The 17284-nt window shown below is 71.4% G+C and carries 12 protein-coding genes and 1 pseudogene; 6 read left to right on the top strand and 7 right to left on the bottom strand.

The annotated features are described in order from the left end of the window. Together Q9S36_RS17165 and Q9S36_RS17160 are read right to left on the bottom strand one after the other, a co-directional pair. Nucleotides 1-752 (bottom strand): annotated as a pseudogene (locus Q9S36_RS17165) (DNA-directed RNA polymerase subunit beta); the annotation flags it as partial. Nucleotides 753-1036: 284 nt separating this feature from the next. Further along, the gene (locus Q9S36_RS17160) at nucleotides 1037-1396 is read right to left on the bottom strand and encodes a hypothetical protein (RefSeq protein WP_311286173.1); all 360 of its coding nucleotides are present in this window, start codon (nucleotides 1394-1396) and stop codon (nucleotides 1037-1039) included. Nucleotides 1397-1562: 166 nt separating this feature from the next. Between Q9S36_RS17160 and Q9S36_RS17155 the strand changes: the two genes are divergently transcribed. Then, on the top strand, nucleotides 1563-4211 hold the full coding sequence (locus Q9S36_RS17155; protein WP_311286172.1) for a DUF4062 domain-containing protein: 2649 nt from the start codon (nucleotides 1563-1565) through the stop codon (nucleotides 4209-4211). A gap of 15 nt (nucleotides 4212-4226) precedes the next feature. Next, on the top strand, nucleotides 4227-6857 hold the full coding sequence (locus Q9S36_RS17150) for a DUF4062 domain-containing protein (protein ID WP_311286171.1): 2631 nt from the start codon (nucleotides 4227-4229) through the stop codon (nucleotides 6855-6857). Between the two features lie 15 nt (nucleotides 6858-6872). Here Q9S36_RS17150 and Q9S36_RS17145 read toward each other — a convergent pair whose 3' ends face one another. After that, nucleotides 6873-8438, bottom strand: a complete 1566-nt coding sequence (locus Q9S36_RS17145; RefSeq protein ID WP_311286170.1) for a 5-oxoprolinase/urea amidolyase family protein — start codon at nucleotides 8436-8438, stop codon at nucleotides 6873-6875. After that, nucleotides 8432-9187, bottom strand: coding sequence for a 5-oxoprolinase subunit PxpA (locus Q9S36_RS17140; RefSeq protein ID WP_311286169.1), 756 nt, complete (start codon nucleotides 9185-9187; stop codon nucleotides 8432-8434). Before Q9S36_RS17140 ends, Q9S36_RS17145 begins: the two co-directional genes overlap by 7 nt. Nucleotides 9188-9283: 96 nt before the next feature. Between Q9S36_RS17140 and Q9S36_RS17135 the strand changes: the two genes are divergently transcribed. Next, entirely contained in the window at nucleotides 9284-11008 is a 1725-nt protein-coding gene (locus tag Q9S36_RS17135; RefSeq protein WP_311286168.1) for an ABC transporter ATP-binding protein, read from the top strand. Nucleotides 11009-11038: 30 nt separating this feature from the next. Here Q9S36_RS17135 and Q9S36_RS17130 read toward each other — a convergent pair whose 3' ends face one another. From Q9S36_RS17130 to Q9S36_RS17120, 3 genes are all read right to left on the bottom strand, one after another. Beyond that, nucleotides 11039-11995, bottom strand: a complete 957-nt coding sequence (locus Q9S36_RS17130) for an ABC transporter permease (RefSeq protein ID WP_311286167.1) — start codon at nucleotides 11993-11995, stop codon at nucleotides 11039-11041. Further along, complete coding sequence (locus Q9S36_RS17125) at nucleotides 11995-12999, bottom strand: ABC transporter permease (RefSeq protein WP_311286166.1); 1005 nt, start codon at nucleotides 12997-12999, stop codon at nucleotides 11995-11997. Before Q9S36_RS17125 ends, Q9S36_RS17130 begins: the two co-directional genes overlap by 1 nt. A gap of 86 nt (nucleotides 13000-13085) precedes the next feature. Beyond that, nucleotides 13086-14759: an ABC transporter substrate-binding protein gene (locus tag Q9S36_RS17120; RefSeq protein ID WP_311286165.1), complete on the bottom strand. Its 1674-nt coding sequence runs from the start codon at nucleotides 14757-14759 to the stop codon at nucleotides 13086-13088. Between the two features lie 240 nt (nucleotides 14760-14999). On the opposite strand from Q9S36_RS17120, the gene Q9S36_RS17115 reads away from it, so the two are divergent. The 3 genes from Q9S36_RS17115 (at nucleotide 15000) to Q9S36_RS17105 (ending at nucleotide 16999) form a co-directional block, all read left to right on the top strand. Further along, nucleotides 15000-15863: a fused MFS/spermidine synthase gene (locus Q9S36_RS17115; protein WP_311286164.1), complete on the top strand. Its 864-nt coding sequence runs from the start codon at nucleotides 15000-15002 to the stop codon at nucleotides 15861-15863. An 89-nt stretch (nucleotides 15864-15952) separates the two neighbouring features. Then, nucleotides 15953-16480: a tetratricopeptide repeat protein gene (locus tag Q9S36_RS17110; RefSeq protein WP_311286163.1), complete on the top strand. Its 528-nt coding sequence runs from the start codon at nucleotides 15953-15955 to the stop codon at nucleotides 16478-16480. A 30-nt stretch (nucleotides 16481-16510) separates the two neighbouring features. After that, entirely contained in the window at nucleotides 16511-16999 is a 489-nt protein-coding gene (locus Q9S36_RS17105; RefSeq protein WP_311286162.1) for a SprT-like domain-containing protein, read from the top strand. Nucleotides 17000-17284: the final 285 nt, after the last annotated feature.

The raw sequence follows: 17284 nt of genomic DNA, 5'->3' as shown, positions 1-17284 counted from the left end.
GACAGGGTCTCTTCGATCGAGTCGAAGCCGGCGAATTCGTTGAGGATGTCCTCGCTCGTGAGCCCGAGCGCCTTCAGGAACACCGTGACCGACTGCTTGCGCTTGCGGTCGATGCGCACGCCGACCTGGTCGCGCTTGTCGATCTCGAACTCGAGCCACGCACCGCGGCTCGGGATGACGCGCGCCGACACGATGTCCTTGTCGGAGGTCTTGTCGGGGGTCTTGTCGAAGTAGACGCCGGGCGAGCGGACGAGCTGCGAGACGACGACACGCTCGGTGCCGTTGATGATGAACGTGCCCTTGTCGGTCTGGAGCGGGAAGTCGCCCATGAAGACCGTCTGCGTCTTGATCTCACCGGTCTGGTGGTTCATGAACTCGGCCTCGACGTACAGCGGGGCGGCGTAGGTCTTGCCGCGCTCCTTGCACTCCTCGATGGAGTACTTCTCGGGCTCGAGGTAGGGGTTCGTGAACGACAGCTGCATCGTCTCACTGAGGTCCTCGATGGGCGAGATCTCCTCGAAGATCTCCTCGAGTCCGCTCTTGAGGGCGATGTCGGTGCGCCCGGCGGCCTGCGCCTCGGCGAGGCGCTGCTTCCAGGCGTCGTTGCCGACGAGCCAGTCGAAGGATTCCGTCTGCAGCGCCAGAAGGTCGGGGACCTCCAGCGTGTCGGAGATCTTGGCGAACGAGAGACGGGAAGCTCCGCGTCCGTTCTTGAGGGTGGTGGTGGTGGATGCGTTGCGCGCAGCAGCCAAGGGGATTACCTCCGTGGGCCCGGGTGGGGCTCGTTTCCTTGTCGTCAGGTGGAGTGCTCGATCGTCCCCGAAGCCCGCACGTCACGCACCGCTTTTCAACGGGGACATACGGACACAGCCGACCACCATATGAGGGCAGGGGGAATCCAAGAGCGCAACTACCAACTATACGTCTCCGGACGCGCCGTGTCCACTCGATTCTTGAAAAGATCCGGATGCTGCGGTATAACCGCGAAGGCCGCCCCCCGCTTCGCGCGGGAGACGGCCGTTCGGTGCGATTCGACCTACTCCTCGAAGACGGCGTTGCCGCGGCAGGCCATGCCCGGGTGCAGCCCCTCCTCGATGAGCATGCCGCTCGCGCCGGCCTTGACGTAGGCGCCCCAGTTCTGCACGCCGTGATAGCGGTCCTTCCCGCCGGGTGACTGGTTGCCCCGCTCACCGGCCCAGTCGTCATTCAGCGGCGGAGGGTTGCCCTCGCCGGCGTCCGCGACGTCGAGGCCGGAGTAGTGGCAGGCCGACCGCGCCTTCCCGTTGTTCTCGTTGTCGGTGCCGTTGCCGCGGGTCTCGCCCGCCATCGCGGCGCCGCCGCTGCCGAGGACCAGCCCCAGCGCCACGACGCACACGATCGATGCGCGCTTCATCATCGTTCTCCACCTTTCGCCGAGGGCGGCCCCAGTGTCGCCTCGGCCCAGCGGCTCCCGCGCCGCCAGCCCGCACAGTACTCCCGAGCAGGGGCGCGCATAAGGGGGGTCGGCGATGCGGGTGATCTGGTGCTGGAGCCGCTTCCGGTCCTCCGCCACAATGATGCTCATGACCGGGGACCATTCGCCCGTGATCCGCACGCCCGACCAGCGGATCCGGGTCTTCGTCAGCTCGACTCTGCGCGAGCTCGAAGAGGACAGACGCGCGGCCCGCGCGGCGATCGAGCGGCTGCGCCTGGCGCCGGTCATGTTCGAGCTCGGTGCGAGGCCGCATCCGCCGCGGGCGCTGTACCGGTCCTACCTCGAGCAGAGCGACGTGTTCGTCGGCATCTACGCGCACAACTACGGCTGGGTCGCGCCGGGCGAGACGATCTCGGGGCTCGAGGACGAGTACGTGCTGGCCCCCGGCCGGATGCCCAAGCTCATCTACGTGAAGGCGATCGACGGCCCGCGCGAAGCGCGCCTCGACGACCTCATCCACCGCATCCAGTCCGACGACACCGCGTCGTACAAGAGCTACGAGACGACGACCGAGCTCGGGGAGCTGATCGAAGCCGACCTGGCGACGCTGCTCGCCGAGCGCTTCGACGCCTCCCGCGCCCCGGCTGCGGCCCCGGCGGTCGCGGCACGCGTCCCCTCCGCGTACACGCGATTGATCGGCCGCGAGGACGAGGTCGCCGCCGTGACGGCGCTGCTGGCCGACGACGCCAACCGCCTCGTCACCCTCCTCGGACCGGGCGGTGTCGGCAAGAGCCGGCTGGCGATCGAGATCGCCTCGGCCACGACGGAGACCTTCCCCGACGGGGCGGCGTTCATCGCCCTCGAGAACGTGACCGAGCCGGCGCTCCTCCTGCCGAGCATCGCCTACGGTCTCGGCATCCGCGACACCGGGGAGCAGTCCCTCGAGGACCGGCTCGCCGTGGCGCTGGACGGACGGCGGATGCTGATCGTCCTCGACAACTTCGAGCAGCTCGTCGACGCAGCCCCGACGCTGGTCGACCTGTACTCCCTCGCTCCGTCGGCGACCTTCCTCGTCACCAGCCGCAGCATCCTGCGCCTGCGCGGCGAGCGCGTCGTCGAGGTGCCGCCGCTGCTCACCTCCGATCCGGCCGACCCCGAGTCCATGACGCGAGCCGCCGGGTCCTCCGCCGTCCGACTGTTCGTCGAGCGCGCTCGCGCCGTGCGGCCGGACTTCGCGCTCAGCGGGACCAACCTGCCCGCCGTGGTCGGCATCTGCCGCGAGCTCGAGGGCTTGCCGCTCGCGATCGAACTCGCCGCCGCGTGCGTCCGCGTCCTCACCCCGGCGAGCATCCTGCAGCGCCTGGGCGGGTCGCTCATGTCGCTGCTGGAAGCGCCGCGCGACCTGCCCACCCGGCAGCGCACCCTGCGCTCGACGATCGAGTGGTCGACGCAGCTGCTCGATGCCCCCGTGCGCGACCTCCTGTTCGATCTGGCCGTCTTCTCGGCGGGCTTCACGCTCGAAGCCGTCGAGGCGGTCGGACGCGGTCGATCGTGGGACGGCTTCGCGATCGAGCGCCTGGGCGAGCTGATCGACAGCTCGCTCGTACGCCAGGAGGACGCCGACGGCGAGCCCGTGTTCTCCCTGCTGGCGACGGTGCGCGAATACGGCCTCGAGCAGCTCGCCGAGCACGGGCGACTCGACCAGGTCCGCGACGCGCACGCGGGCTACTACGCCGACCTGATCCGACGCCTGGCGCCCGAGCTGACGGGGCCCGGTCAGGGCGAAGCAACACGGCGGCTCACCCTCGAGCGCGCCAACCTGCGCGCCGCGATGCGCCACCTCGTCGCGAAGCGGGATGCTGAGACGGCGACGGCTCTGGCCTTCCCGATGTTCCTCTACTGGTGGCTCCGGGGGTACTTCGCCGAACTCAGCCTGTGGATGACCGAGCTGCTGGAGCGGGCACCGGACGCGTCGCCCCACGCGGTGGCGGTGGCGCGGTTCTACATCGCGTGGGCCGAGATGTGGAACACGGCGGGCGCGGACCCCGTCGCGCGCTTCGAATCCGTCGCGGACCTGTTCGCGCAGACCGGCGATCGGCTGGGCGTCGCCATCACGCTGGGTGGTTCCGGGCTCTCACGTGCGGCCCGCCCGGATGCCGATGTCGCGCGCGCCGTCGAGGAGCTGACCCAGAGCGTCGCGGCATTCAGGGAGGGAGGCCACAGGTGGGGAGAGGCGCTCTCGCTCGTGGCCCTCGGACGCCTCTCCCTCGCCATGGGCGACGTGGACGCGGCGACCGCCCGTTTCAGCGAGGCCCTGTCCGCGGCGACGGCAGGAGGTGACAGCCTCACCGAGTCGATCGCGATGCACCACATCGGTCGCATGCAGCTGTTCTCGGGAGACACCGAGGGCGCGGCAGCCACGTTCACCGCGTCGTTGGGGCTCTCGCTCGGCCTCGCCCACGACGAGGGGGTCGCGTACGCGATCGAGGGGCTGAGCGCCATCGCGGCCGTGGCAGGCGACGTGGACCGGGCCGGCGTCCTCGCCGGTGCCGCCGAGACGATCCGGCAGCGGGTGACGATGTTCGACCTGCCCGCGTTCGTGTACCACACCGGCTATCTGGAGCGGGCGGCGCAGGGCGAACCAGACCGGCGGCGGCTCGCCGCTGCACTCGAGCGCGGACGCGAGTACTCCCTGCACGAGGTCGCGGACTACGCGGTCGGCGTGGGGGAGGCCGCCGGGAGCGCGACCGGCGCGACGGGCGGCCTGACGCTGCCGGTAGCGGCGCGCGACGCTTAGGGCCAGGATGTCTTCATGACTGGGGCTCATCCGCCCGTGATCCGCACTCCCGACCAGCGGATCCGGGTGTTCGTCAGCTCGACCCTGCGCGAACTGCAGGACGAGAGACGCGCAGCGCGCGCGGCGATCGAGCGGCTGCGCCTGGCGCCGGTCATGTTCGAGCTCGGCGCGCGGCCCCATCCGCCCCGCGAGCTGTACCGGTCCTATCTCGCCCAGAGCGACGTGTTCGTCGGCATCTACGCCGCCAGCTACGGCTGGGTCGCGCCCGACGAAGCGGTGTCCGGCCTCGAAGACGAGTACAACCTCGCTCCCCGCGACATGCCCAAGCTCATCTACATCAAGTCGGTCGACGCGCGCGATGAGCGCCTCGAGGAGCTCATCGCGCGCATCCGCACCGACGACACCGCCGCCTACCTGCCGTTCCACGACGCCGACCATCTCGAAGAGCAGGTGGCGGGGGATCTCGCTACCCTCCTCGCCGAGCGCTTCGACGAATCCAAGGCGACGCAGGATGCCGCAGCCGACCCCGCCGAGGCTGCGGCGCTGGCGACCCGACTGCCGGCGCCGTACACGACCACCATCGGACGCGAAGGCGATATCGCCGCCCTCCGCGACCTGCTCGCCGCCGGAACCCACCGTGTGATCAGCCTCATCGGGCCGGGCGGGATCGGCAAGAGCCGCCTCGCGATCGAGACCGCGCTGGCGACGACGGACATCTTCCCCGACGGCACGTCGTTCGTGCCGCTGGAGGGGGTTCTCGAGGCGGGGCTCCTGCTTCCGACCATCGCGTACGGTCTCGGCATCCGCGACAACGGCGAAGCCGCGCTCGAGGAGCGCATATCGCGCGCCCTCGAAGGTCGCCGGGTGCTGGTCGTGCTCGACAACTTCGAGCAGATCGTCGACGCCGCCCCGGTGCTGGTGCGCCTGTACGACGCCGCGCCCACGGCCACCTTCCTCGTGACCAGCCGCATCGTGCTGCGCATCCGCGGGGAGCAGGTGTACGAGGTGCGCGGTCTCACCACGCCCGTCGACAACCTGCCGGCGAGCGTCGACCCGGCGACGCGGTCGTCGGCGGTGGCCCTTTTCGTCGACCGCGCCCGCGCGGTCAAGCCCGGGTTCGAGATCACGGCCGACAACGCCGGCGACGTGGCCTACATCTGCCGGCGGCTCGAAGGACTGCCGCTGGCGATCGAGCTCGCCGCGGCGAAGATGCGGGTCCTGACCCCGCACGGCATCGCCGAGCGCCTGCAGCGGAGCCTTCCGCTGCTGACGGCGGCCGTCCGCGACCTGCCCGAGCGGCACCGGACGATGCGGGCCACGATCGAGTGGAGCGTGGGCCTGCTGCCCGAGGTGCAGCGGTGCATGCTGCAGGACCTCGGGGTCTTCGCCACCCGGTTCACCCTCGAAGCGGTCGAGGCCATCGGCGCCGGCCGCCCGTGGGGCGGCGACGCCGTCGACACCCTCGCCGCCCTGGTGGACGGGTCGCTCGTGGCGCAGACCGACATCGAGGGGCGCGAGATCTACTCGCTGCTGGCGATCGTGCGCGAATACGCGATCGGCGCGCTCGAGGACAGCGGCGAGGCCGACCAGGTGCGCGCCGCGCACGCGGACTACTACGTCGGGCTCGTCGACGCCGTCGCCCCGGGGCTGCAGGGGCTCGGACAGGCCGAGGCTGTCGGCCGGCTCGGCCTGGAACTCTCCAACCTGCGGGCCGCGGTGCGTCACCTCATCTACACCAACCGGCTGGACGACGCCGGCGCGTTCGCGTGGAGCCTGCTCATCTACTGGTGGATCTCGGGCTTCTTCGCCGAGGTGCGGCTGTGGATGCTGGAGCTGCTCGAGAAGCAGCAGCCGATCTCGCAGCACACCCGCGCCATCGCCTGGTTCTTCGTGCTGTGGGGCGAGATGTGGCAGCGACCGAGCGAGCAGGTGGTGGCCGGCCTCGGCGAGTGCATCCGGCTGTTCACCGAGGCAGGAGACGAGAACGCCGCCGCGATGGCGCTCGCGGCCCGCGCGACCGCGCGCGTGCAGCTGGCGGACATCGACGCCGGCAAGGCCGATGAGGAGCTGCGCGAGGCCGTCGAGAAGCTGCACGCCGCCGGCAACTCGTGGGCCGAGGCCATCACCGTGGTCTCGCTCGGCCGGCTCGCGTGGGTGCGAGGCGACACCGCCGCCGCGCTCGAGCACTTCGACCGGGCGACCGCGGTGGCCTCGGCCAGCGGCGACCTGTTCACGACCTCGGTGGCCGGGAACATCCGCGCCCGGCTGAACTTCGTCCGCGGCGAGATCGACGCCGCGGAGCGGGAGTTCATCGAGACGCTGCTGCTGTCGATCCGCCTGCACTACGACGAGGGGGTCGCCTACGGGCTCGAGGGCGTGTGCGCGGTGGCCGCCGCCCGCGGCGACGCGTGGCGCGCAGCCGCGCTCGCCGTGGCGGCGGGCATGATCCGGCACCGCATCGGCGTCTTCGACGTCGAGGCGTTCACCGTCCACGTGCCCCACCTCGAGATCCTGCGCGCCCGGGATCCGCAGGCCGTGGCCGACGGCGAGCGGGCCGGAGCGCAGCTCAGCATGGCCGAGGCCGTCGAGCTGGCGCTGCCCGCGGAGTCGTGGGCCGAGGTGGCCACTCGCATGCACCGCTGGTAGACGGCCTGGCGCAGCTCACACCGCCGGTCGCGCGTGGCGGAAGCGCACGCGCGTGCCCGGTCGCGCCTGCGCGAGCACGTCGAGCGAGGCCTCGGTCGCCACGGCGATGACCGGGTACCCGCCCGTGACCGGTCCGTCGGCCATCAGCACCGTCGGCCGGCCGGTCGGCGGCACCTGCAGCGCACCGGGCACCATGCCTTCGCTGGGCAGCTCTCCCGTGCGCACGCGCGCGAGAGCGGGGCCGTCCAGCCGGATGCCGACACGATCGGCTTTGCTCGACACGGTCCACACCGCCTCGAACAGCTGCTCGAGAGCGGATGCCGCGAACCAGTCTGCGCGCGGGCCGGGCGCCACCTCGAGCTCGACCTCGTCATCGGCGGGAGCGCTCCACGGCGCGATGTCGCCGGGAGGGATCGGACCCGTCGCCGCATCGCCCGAGAGGACGACATCGCCGGGACGCAGCGGCGCCGGGCCGAGCCCGGCGAGGAGGTCGGTGGCTCGCGAGCCCAGCGCGGTCGTGCCGCCGAGGCCGCCGCGCACGGCGATGTAGGCGCGGGCGCCGTGCGCGAACCATCCGAGGTCCAGCTCTTCGCCGGCCGGCCACGGGTGCGCGACGTAGGGGTCGATCTCGACTCCGGCGAGCCGCATCGGTCCCCACGCGCCTGTCACGGCGAACCAGGTGTCCGGCGCCGTGCCGACGGCCGGAGCGGCGACCGCGCGGAAGCCTCCCATCGTCACCTCGACCGCCGTCGCGTCCTCGGCGTTGCCCACGAGGCGGTTGGCGGTGCGAAGCGCGCGGCGGTCGAGGCCTCCTGATCTGGCGACCCCGAGGGACGCCGCGCCCGGGCGGCCGAGATCCTGCAGCGTCGCCAGCAGCCCGGGCTCCACGACCCGGAGCGCCGGAGCGCCGCTGGACGGGTGCGGGCCCGGCGCTGCCGCGACAGCGGTCGACGCGCGGTCGACGGGTCGGAATCGCACGCGCGATCCGGGCTCGAGAAGCGCCGGCGAGGCGGCATCCGCATCGAACAGCCGGGCGGCGGTGGTGCCGATGAGACGCCACCCGCCGGGCGTCTCGCGGGGATAGGCGCCGCTGAAGCCCGCCGCGAGGCCCACCGCGCCCGCGGGAACCCTCGTTCTCGGGGTGTCCAGGCGCGGGACGTCGAAAGGCCAGTCGGCGCTCACGAGGTACCCGAATCCCGGCGCGAAGCCGGTGAAGGCGACGGTCCAGGCGGCGCTCGCGTGGCGGCGCACCAGCTCGTCGGGGCTGACACCCAGGAGCCGGGCGGTGTCGCCGAGGTCGTCGCCGTCGTACGCCACGTCGAGCTCGACGGCGCGCGGGGCGGACGGGATCGCGCCCGTCTCGCCGGCCGCGCTCGCGCGGATCCACGAACGCGCGGCCGACAACGGCAGCCGGGCAGGGTCGAGGGTGACCAGCACGGTGCGGGCTGCCGGCACGAGGTCCTCGACGCCGTCGGGACGGGTCGCCGACAGAGCGGCGTGCAGGCCGAGCACCTCCTCCAGCGTGTCGACCTCGGCGAGGACCGCGCGCTCCCCCATCGGCAGCAGCCGCGGCTCTACCACGGTGCCCGCACCTCCACCCCGGCCTCGGTGAGTGCGCGCCGCACCGCCCGCGCCATCGCAACCGCCGCAGGGGTGTCGCCGTGGACGCACAGCGAGGCCGCGTCCGCGGCGAGGATCGCACCGTTCACCGCGACGACCTCTCGCTCGCGGGCCAGCCGCACGGCGCGGGCGGCGACCACGTCCGGATCGTGGAGGAGGTCCCCCGGCTGTCCGCGCGGGACCAGCGTTCCGTCGGGCAGGTAGCCGCGATCGAGGAACGCCTCGCGGACGAACGGCAGTCCGCGGTCGGCGGCCGCGGCGGCGATCGCACCGCCGAGGCCCAGGACGGGCACGGCGCGTCCGACGGCATCCGCGAGCGCGGCGACGGCGTCGGCGACGACGAGCGCCTGCTCGCGGTCGGCGACGATCCGGTTGTACAGCGCGCCGTGGGGCTTGACGTACCTGATGTCGGCTCCCGCCGTCCGCAGCCGATCGAGCTGCTCATCCAGCGTCGCCCGCAGCGCGTCGGCCGGAAGCGACATCGCGGTGCGGCCGAAGCCTACGGGATCCGGATACGACGGATGCGCGCCGATCGACACTCCGAATCGCGAGGCCCGGCCGATCGCCGCGGCGACGGAGGCGGCATCCCCCGCGTGCCCGCCGCAGGCGATGCTGGCGCTCGAGATGACCGCGAACATGGCCTCGTCGTCGGCGGTGGGCAGCCCGTCGACGGTCTCGCCGAGGTCGGCGTTCAGATCGATGACGGCCACGCCTCCACGGTAGCCCCGCTCGCCGCGGTGTCACGAGTGGGTAAACCGTCGGCCGCGACGAGTGCGCCGGGGCCCACCGCCGTGCAGGATGGACCCATGCCCCGACACAACGAACGTGCCGCCGCGGGAACACCCCTCCTGCAGGTGCGCGACGTCGCCGTCCAGTTCCAGACCGTCGACGGCCCCGTCCGCGCGGTGGAGTCCGTCGACCTGGACCTCGCAGCCGGCGAGACCCTCGCGATCGTCGGCGAATCGGGGTCGGGGAAGTCCACCACCGCCATGGCCGTCATCGGTCTGCTCCCCGGCAACGGGCGGGTCACCCAGGGCAGCATCCGGTTCGAGGGCGAAGACCTCGTCGGGGCACCCGAGTCGGTGATGCGCGGCATCCGCGGCGGGTCGATCGGCCTCGTCCCGCAGGACCCGATGTCGAACCTCAATCCGGTCACGAAGATCGGCACGCAGGTGGCCGAGGCGCTGCTGGCGCACGGCGTCGCCACGAAGCGGGACGTCGACCGCCGCGTCGTCGAGACCCTCGAGGCGGCGGGACTGCCGAACGCGGCCGAACGGGCCAAGCAGTACCCGCACGAGTTCTCCGGCGGCATGCGCCAGCGCGCGCTCATCGCCATCGGACTGGCGTGCCGCCCCCGGCTGCTGATCGCGGACGAGCCGACGAGCGCCCTCGACGTGACGGTGCAGAAGACGATCCTCGACCAGCTGCAGCGGATGACCGACGAACTCGGCACCGCCGTCATGCTCATCACCCTCGACCTGGGCCTCGCGGCCGAGCGCGCCTCGCGCGTGGTCGTGATGCACCGCGGCAGGATCGTCGAACAGGGCAACGCCCGGCAGATCCTCGAGGACCCGCAGCAGCCGTACACGCAGGCGCTCGTGAAGGCCGCCCCCTCGGTGGCGGCGGTGCGCCTGCGCCCCGAGGTCTTCCGTGCCCGGGAGCGTTCCGCGGCGCAGGGAGCCAGGGATGCCGCGGCCACGGCCGCGGAGGGGAAGCCGGTCGAGGGCGGCGAGGCGGAGCCCGTCGACAACATCGTCGAGGTCGAGGGGCTCACGAAGGTCTACCCGATCCGCGGCCGCAAAGAGGACTTCACCGCCGTCGACGACGTCTCGTTCGCGATCCCGCGCGGGCAGACGGTGGCCATCGTGGGCGAGTCGGGGTCGGGCAAGACCACGACCGCCCGGATGCTGCTGAAGATCGTCGAGCCCACGAGCGGTTCCATGACCTTCGACGGCCAGGACGTGGCGTCGCTGAAGGGGCGGCAGCTGCGGGAGTTCCGCCAGAAGGTGCAGCCGATCTTCCAGGATCCGTACTCCTCGCTCAACCCGATGTTCACGATCGAGCGGATCATCTCGGAACCGCTGGACTTCTACAAGCGGGGCTCGAGCAAGGACCGCGCGGCCCGCGTGCGCACGCTTCTGGACGACGTCGCCCTCCCCCAGACGATGCTGCGCCGCTACCCGTCGGAGCTGTCGGGCGGTCAGCGCCAGCGCGTCGCGATCGCCCGCGCGCTCGCCCTCGGACCCGACCTGATCGTCTGCGACGAGCCGGTGTCGGCGCTGGACGTGCTTGTGCAGGACCAGATCCTGCGCCTGCTCGGCGACCTGCAGCGCGAGTACGGGCTGAGCTACCTCTTCATCTCGCACGACCTCGCGGTGGTGCGGCTGATCAGCGACTACGTGTGCGTCATGAAGGACGGCGCCCTGGTCGAGGCCGCCTCCAGCGAAGAGATCTTCACCAACCCGCGCGACCCGTACACACGCCGGCTGCTGGCCTCGATCCCCGGCAACGAGCTCGACATCGCGGTCTGAGTCCGCCCGGCGTTCCCGTCCGGCATCCGCTCATCTCTTGCGGGTGCGGGGGTCCATGGCCTCGCGGAGCGCTTCGCCGAACAGGGTGAAGCCGAGGGCGGTGATCGTGATGCAGGCGCCCGGGAGGAACGCCAGCCACGGCGCGATCGCGAGCTCCGCCTGCGCGTAGGTCAGCATGCGGCCCCATTCGGCCGTCTCGGGCCGGCCGCCGCCGAGACCGAGGAACGACAGCGCCGCGGCGTCGATGACCGCCGTGGCGAGGGTGAGCGTGCCCTGCACGATGACGGGACCGATGGCGTTGGGCAGCACATGGCTCATGGTGATCGTGCCGCGCCCGAGACCCAGCGTCTGCGCCGAGAGGACGTAGTCGCTCGAGCGCTGCTGCAGCATCGACGCGCGCAGCAGACGGGCGAAGATGGGGACCTGCGACGCGCCGATGGCGATCATGACCGCGAGCGGGCTCTGGCCGAGGATCGCGGCGATCGACACGGCCAGGAGAAGATTCGGCACCGACAGCAGGATGTCGACGAAGCGCATCACCACGTTGTCGACCCAGCCGCCGAACGTGCCGGCGATGAGCCCGAGGAGCATGCCGCCCGCCAGGCCCAGCGCCGTGGAGACGACGCCGACGAGAAGGGACGCACGGGCTCCCCAGATGAGCTTGGACAGCACGTCGCCGCCGAAGCGGTCGAGGCCGAGTGGGAACTCCGGGATCTCGCCCGGTCCGGGGATCGTCGTCGGGGTGATGTAGCGGGCGCCGGGGAGCGCCGTCTCGCCGTAGGGCGCGAGCCACGGCGCCAGGAGCGACACGACGACGAAGAGGAAGACGATGACGGCGCCGAACCACGCGGCGGGGTTGCGCATCAGCCGCTTGAAGACGTCGCGCCAGAATCCGCCGCGCGTACCGGCGGAGAGGATCTCCTTGTCGGTGACGGCGGTGTCGTCGACGGGACCGCCGTCCGGTGCGGGGGGAAGAACGCTGGACATCACTGCACCCGCACTCTCGGATCGATGAAGCTGTACGACACGTCCACGAGCAGGTTGATCAGGGCGTAGAGGATCGCGATGAAGATGATGAAGCCCTGCAGGACCGGGAAGTCGCGCCGGAAGATGGCGGTGGCCAGGAAGGACCCGACGCCCGGGAAGGCGAACACCGTCTCGGTGAGCACCGCACCGGCGATGAGCAGGCCCGCCTGCAGGCCGATCGTCGTGACGACGGGGAGCATCGCGTTGCGCAGGACGAACCTGTTGCGGATGATCCCCTGCGATACGCCCTTGGCCCGTCCGGTGCGGACGTAGTCGGCGTTCTGGACGTCGAGCACCGATGCGCGGGTGATGCGCACGATGATCGCCAGCGGAATGGTCCCGAGCGCGATGCCGGGAAGGATGAGGTGCAGGATCGCGTCCCACGCCGCGTCGAACTCGCCCGTGAGGAGGCCGTCGAGGACGTAGAAGCCGGTCGGATGCGTCGCGTCTATACGCGGATTCTGCCGACCGTCGGACGGGAGCCATCCGAGCTGGACGGCGAAGACGTACTTGAGGATGAACGCCAGGAAGAAGACCGGGATGGTCACGCCGAGCAGGCTCAGCGCGACGGCGGAGTGATCGGCGAGCTTGCCGTGCCGGCGAGCGGCCCAGTAGCCGAGCGGCACGCCGATGCCGATGGCGAAGACGAGGGCGAAGATCGACAGCTCGAGCGTCGCCGGAAAGCGGCGCAGGAACTCGTCCAGCACCTCGCGACCCGTGGTGATCGACGAGCCGAAGTCGCCCACCAGCAGGCGGCTCATCCACGTGAGGTACTGCTCGTGAAGGGGCAGGTTGAAGCCGTAGAGCTCGTTGACCCGCTCCACGGCCTCGGGGGTCGCGCGCTCGCCGAGGAGCGCGACGGCGGGTCCGCCCGGCAGGGCGCGCACCCACAGGAACAGCAGGATGCTCAGCCCCAGCAGCGTGGGGATGAGCAGGAGGAATCGTCGGCCGATGGTCCGCAGCACGGATGGGTCTCCCGGGTGTCGAGCGAGGACGCGGTGCGGAGCGGACCGAAGCCCGCCCCGCACCGCGGAGGGTCATGCCGCCGCGGTCACTCGGTCAGCACGATCTCGTTGAACACCTCGTCGTTGACCGGGCTGGCCGGGTAGCTCTCGACCCGCGGCGCGAACGCCAGGGTCGGAGCGGGGTGGGCCAGCGGCACGCCGGGGATGAACTCGGCGACCATCAGGTTGATCTCCTCGTACAGCGCGGTCTGCTCCTCGAGGTTGGACAGTCCGCGAGCCTCATCCAGCGCGGCGAACAGCTCGGGGTTGTCGAAGCCCCACTCCGCCGAGGGTCCGCCGAAGAACACGCCGAGGAAGTTGTCGGTGTCGTTGTAGTCGCCGGTCCACCCGAGCAGGTGGATGCCGTGGTCCTCGGTGCCGGTGATCTTGTCGAGGTAGTCCGGGTTCCACGCGTCCGTGATCGGGTTGATCTCCACGCCGACCTCGGACAGCTGGGTCGACAGGACGGTGAACGTCTCCTCGGGGGTCGGCATGTAGGGCCGCGAGATGTTGACCGGGTAGTTGAAGTCGAGCGTGAGCGGGTTCGACTCGTCGTAGCCGGCCTCGGCGAGCAGCTCGCGCGCCCGCTCGGGGTCGTAGTCGTACGTCGGGACGTCGGCGTTCCACCCGTTGACGCCCTCGGGCACGAACTGCGTCGCCTTCTCGGTTCCCTCGGGCAGGACCTGCGAGATGAGCGCGTCCTTGTCGATCGCGTACGAGAGCGCCTCGCGCACGGTCGGATCCTGCAGCTCCTCGACCGCCTGGTTGAAGGCGAGGTACAGGATCGTGAACGGCGGACGCGACACCATGGTGAAGCCGTCCTCCTCGAGCGCGGCCGCGTCGGCCGGGCCAACGAGGTCGAAGCCGTCGATCGAGCCGGACTCCAGCGCCTGGCGCCGAGCGGTCGGGTCGTCGATGGGGCGGAAGATGATCTCGTCGATCTGCCCCAGCTCGCCCCAGTAGTCGTCGAAGGCCGTGAGCGTGAGCTCCTCGCCCGGCGACCACGACTCGAACTGGAACGGGCCGGTGCCGCTCGGGTGGCCGGTCGCGTACTCCGTCAGCGCGGGGGCCTCGGCGGTGCCGCCGACCTCGTCCGCGGCGTACTCCTCGAGGGCCGCGGGGCTCTGCATCGAGAACGCCGGCAGCGAGAGGGCGGGGATGAAGCCGGCGAACGGCTGCGCCAGAGTGACCGTTGCGGTGAGCTCGTCGTCGACCGAGCAGGAGTCGTAGACGGCGGCATCCGGCGAATCGGCGTAGCCGCGGAACAGCTTGTTGTAGTAGTAGCCCATGCTCTCGCTGGCGGCGAGGCCGGTCCAGTTGTACCAGCGGTCGAAGTTGAAGCAGACCGCCTCGGCGTTGAACTCGGTGCCGTCGTGGAAGGTCACACCGTCCTTCAGCATGAAGGTGTGGGTCAGCCCGTCCTCGGACGACTCCCACGATTCCGCGAGCAGCGGCGCCGGGTCGGCGGTGCCGGGCTCGGTGCCCACGAGGCCCTCGAAGATCTGCCGCGAGACGCGGAAGGTCTCGCCGTCCTGCGCGAACGCAGGGTCGAGGCCGTCGGGGTCCGAGGCCGAGGCGAAGACGAACGTGCCGTCGACGTCGGCGTCGGCTCCTCCGTCATCGTCGGAACCGCGTTCACTCGCGCAGGCGGTCAGGACCATGGCGCCGATGGCGAACATCGCCGCGCCCGAGGCCCATCGCCGGGTGGAGGACTGGAGCATGTGCAGTGCACCTTCCTGTGAGAACGGTGGCGCGGCGCGGTGGCGCCGTCGCCCCCGAAGGGTGTGTCCCCCGACGCTACCTGCGAGGCCGCGACTTCTGTGTGACGTGAATGTCTCGATTCTGTTTCGACGCATCCCGGGTCGTCCGATCAGTCAGAGTGATCAGCGAAGGTCGTCGATACCGGGCAGAACCGTCACCCACGGCATCCGAGACCCTGCCTCACGGTCTATCGTGGGTGCGTGGCGCGCGCGAGGAGAGACGACGAAGCGCCCTCGGCGCGACTCTCGGACGGCACCATCGCCCGCGTCATCCCGTCCGCGTACGCGGGCGGGTGGGAGCTGGACGTCGACGGCACCCCGCAGTCCCACGTCGACCTCGACGACCCGACCCACCTGCACTTCGAGTATATCGCCCGCATGGGGGCGGTCATCGACCAGCTGCGGATGCCGGGGCAGCCGCTGACCGCGGTGCACCTGGGCGCGGGGGCGCTCACCCTGCCGCGCTACGTCGAGGCGACCCGGCCGGGTTCGCGCCAGCAGGTGGTCGAGATCGAGCCGGCCCTCATCGAGCTCGTCCGCGCGCACCTCCCGCTGCCTCGCGGAGCGTCCATCCGCACGCGGATCGGCGACGCGCGCGAGACGCTCGGCCGCTTTCCTGCCGGTCTCGTCGGCCATGTCGACCTTCTGGTGTCGGACGTCTACTCCGGCGCGCAGACACCCGCGCACCTCACGACCGTGGAGTTCTACCGCGCCGCCGCCGCACTCCTCGCGCCGGACGGGGTGCTGCTGGTGAACGTGGCCGACGGCGCGGGCCTGGCCTTCGCCCGACGGCAGGTCGCGACGGTGCGCGCCGTCCTCGAGCACGTGATCGTCCTCGCCGAGGTGCAGACGCTGAAGGGGCGGCGATTCGGCAATCTGGTGATCGTCGGGTCGGCGGCCGCGTTGCCGACCGCGTGGCTCCCCCGCCTCATGGCCGCGGGACCGCATCCGGCCAAGGTGGCCCAGGGAGCGGAGCTGGACGACTTCGTGCGGGGTGCGCGCCTGGCGACCGACGCCGACGCGACCGCGTCACCGAAGCCGTCGGCGTCGGTCTTCGACCGCTGACGATCCCGACCGGCGAGCCGCGCCGGATCGGGCGCGGGGCCGTTGCACACTGGAACGCGAGGCGGCCGCGCGCGGCGAAGGGAGACATGGTGAGCTACATCCTCGGGTACGACCCCGACACGCTGCGCGAGAAGGTCGATCCGCGACGCTGCCAGGAGCGGCTCGACGAGATCGGACCGCAGCGGAGCCTTCCCGCCCTGCTCGAGCGCGTATGGCTGCTGAAGGTCCTCGACCGTCTCGACGAGTCCCTCGTCCTGTCGGAGCAGTCCGTCCGCGTCGCGCGTATGGCGGGCACCCGCAAGGACCTCCTCCGCGCCCGCATCCTGCACGCATCGGTCATGCACTGGCGCGGCGCGTACGCCGCCGCCGAGCAGGAGCTCGCGACGTGCGCCGCCGAGGCGGAGGGCCAGGGCTGGTCGGCGATCGCCGCGTTCGCGTACCAGCATCGCGGCAAGTGCTTCTACTCCGCCGGCGACTACGACCTCGCCCGCGCGGACTTCAAGCGCGCCCTGTTCCTGCGGCAGGATGCCGGAGCGTCGGACGCCGAGCTGCAGGCGACCCTCATGGCCGCCGACGCCGCGGACCGGCGCCGGGTCGACGCCTCCGTCGCCAGCTGAGTGTCGTAGGTACGTTCTACTCTTCCGGACATGTCGGAACTGCGTGACGTCCGCCGCTGGGCGGAAGCTCTCCTCACCCTCCACCTCGACGCGTCGTGGACCTTCGGGTTCGACAACGCCAAGCGCCGTGCCGGGCTGTGCGACTACCAGCGCAAGCGGATAAGCGTCTCGCGCTACCTCGCGGCCCGCTACGACGACGACACCAATCACCAGACGCTCCTGCACGAAGTGGCGCACGCCCTCGCCGGCGCCACCGCCGGCCACGGCCCGCAGTGGAAGGCGCAGGCCCGCGAGCTGGGCTACGTCGGGGGCACCACCCACAATGGCGAGACCGCGACCGAACTCGCCCCCTGGATCGGGGTGTGCCCGTCCGGACACGTGGCCTACCGCCACCGCAAGGTGTCGCGGGCGACGTCCTGTGCGAAGTGCGCGCCGCGCTTCGACGAGCGGTTCCTGTTCGCATGGACCCGTCGCGAGATCACCCCCGCCACACGTCTGGCGGCGCTGACACCCCGCTGACTCGCGGGTGCGCGCCGGTTCCGCGTCGCGGCGCCGCCCTCCAGGACTGCGCGACCCGCAGCGCAATCCCTCGGGGCGCTGACGTGCAGCATCCTCCCCCGGGGCGCTGAGGCGCAGCATCCTCCCCTCGGGCGGTGAGGTGCAGCATCCTCCCCTCGGGGCGCGCAGAGGTGCGCCTCCTCCCCTCGGGGCGCCGAGGCGCAGCATCCTCCCCTCGTCGCGACGACGACAGGCGGATGCCGCGAGCGGAGGTCCCTCGCGCGAGTTCCGGTCCTCCCTGGCCGA

It is taken from the genome of Microbacterium sp. ARD31 (genome assembly GCF_031844425.1).
This window is presented reverse-complemented; position numbering and strand designations above follow the sequence as displayed.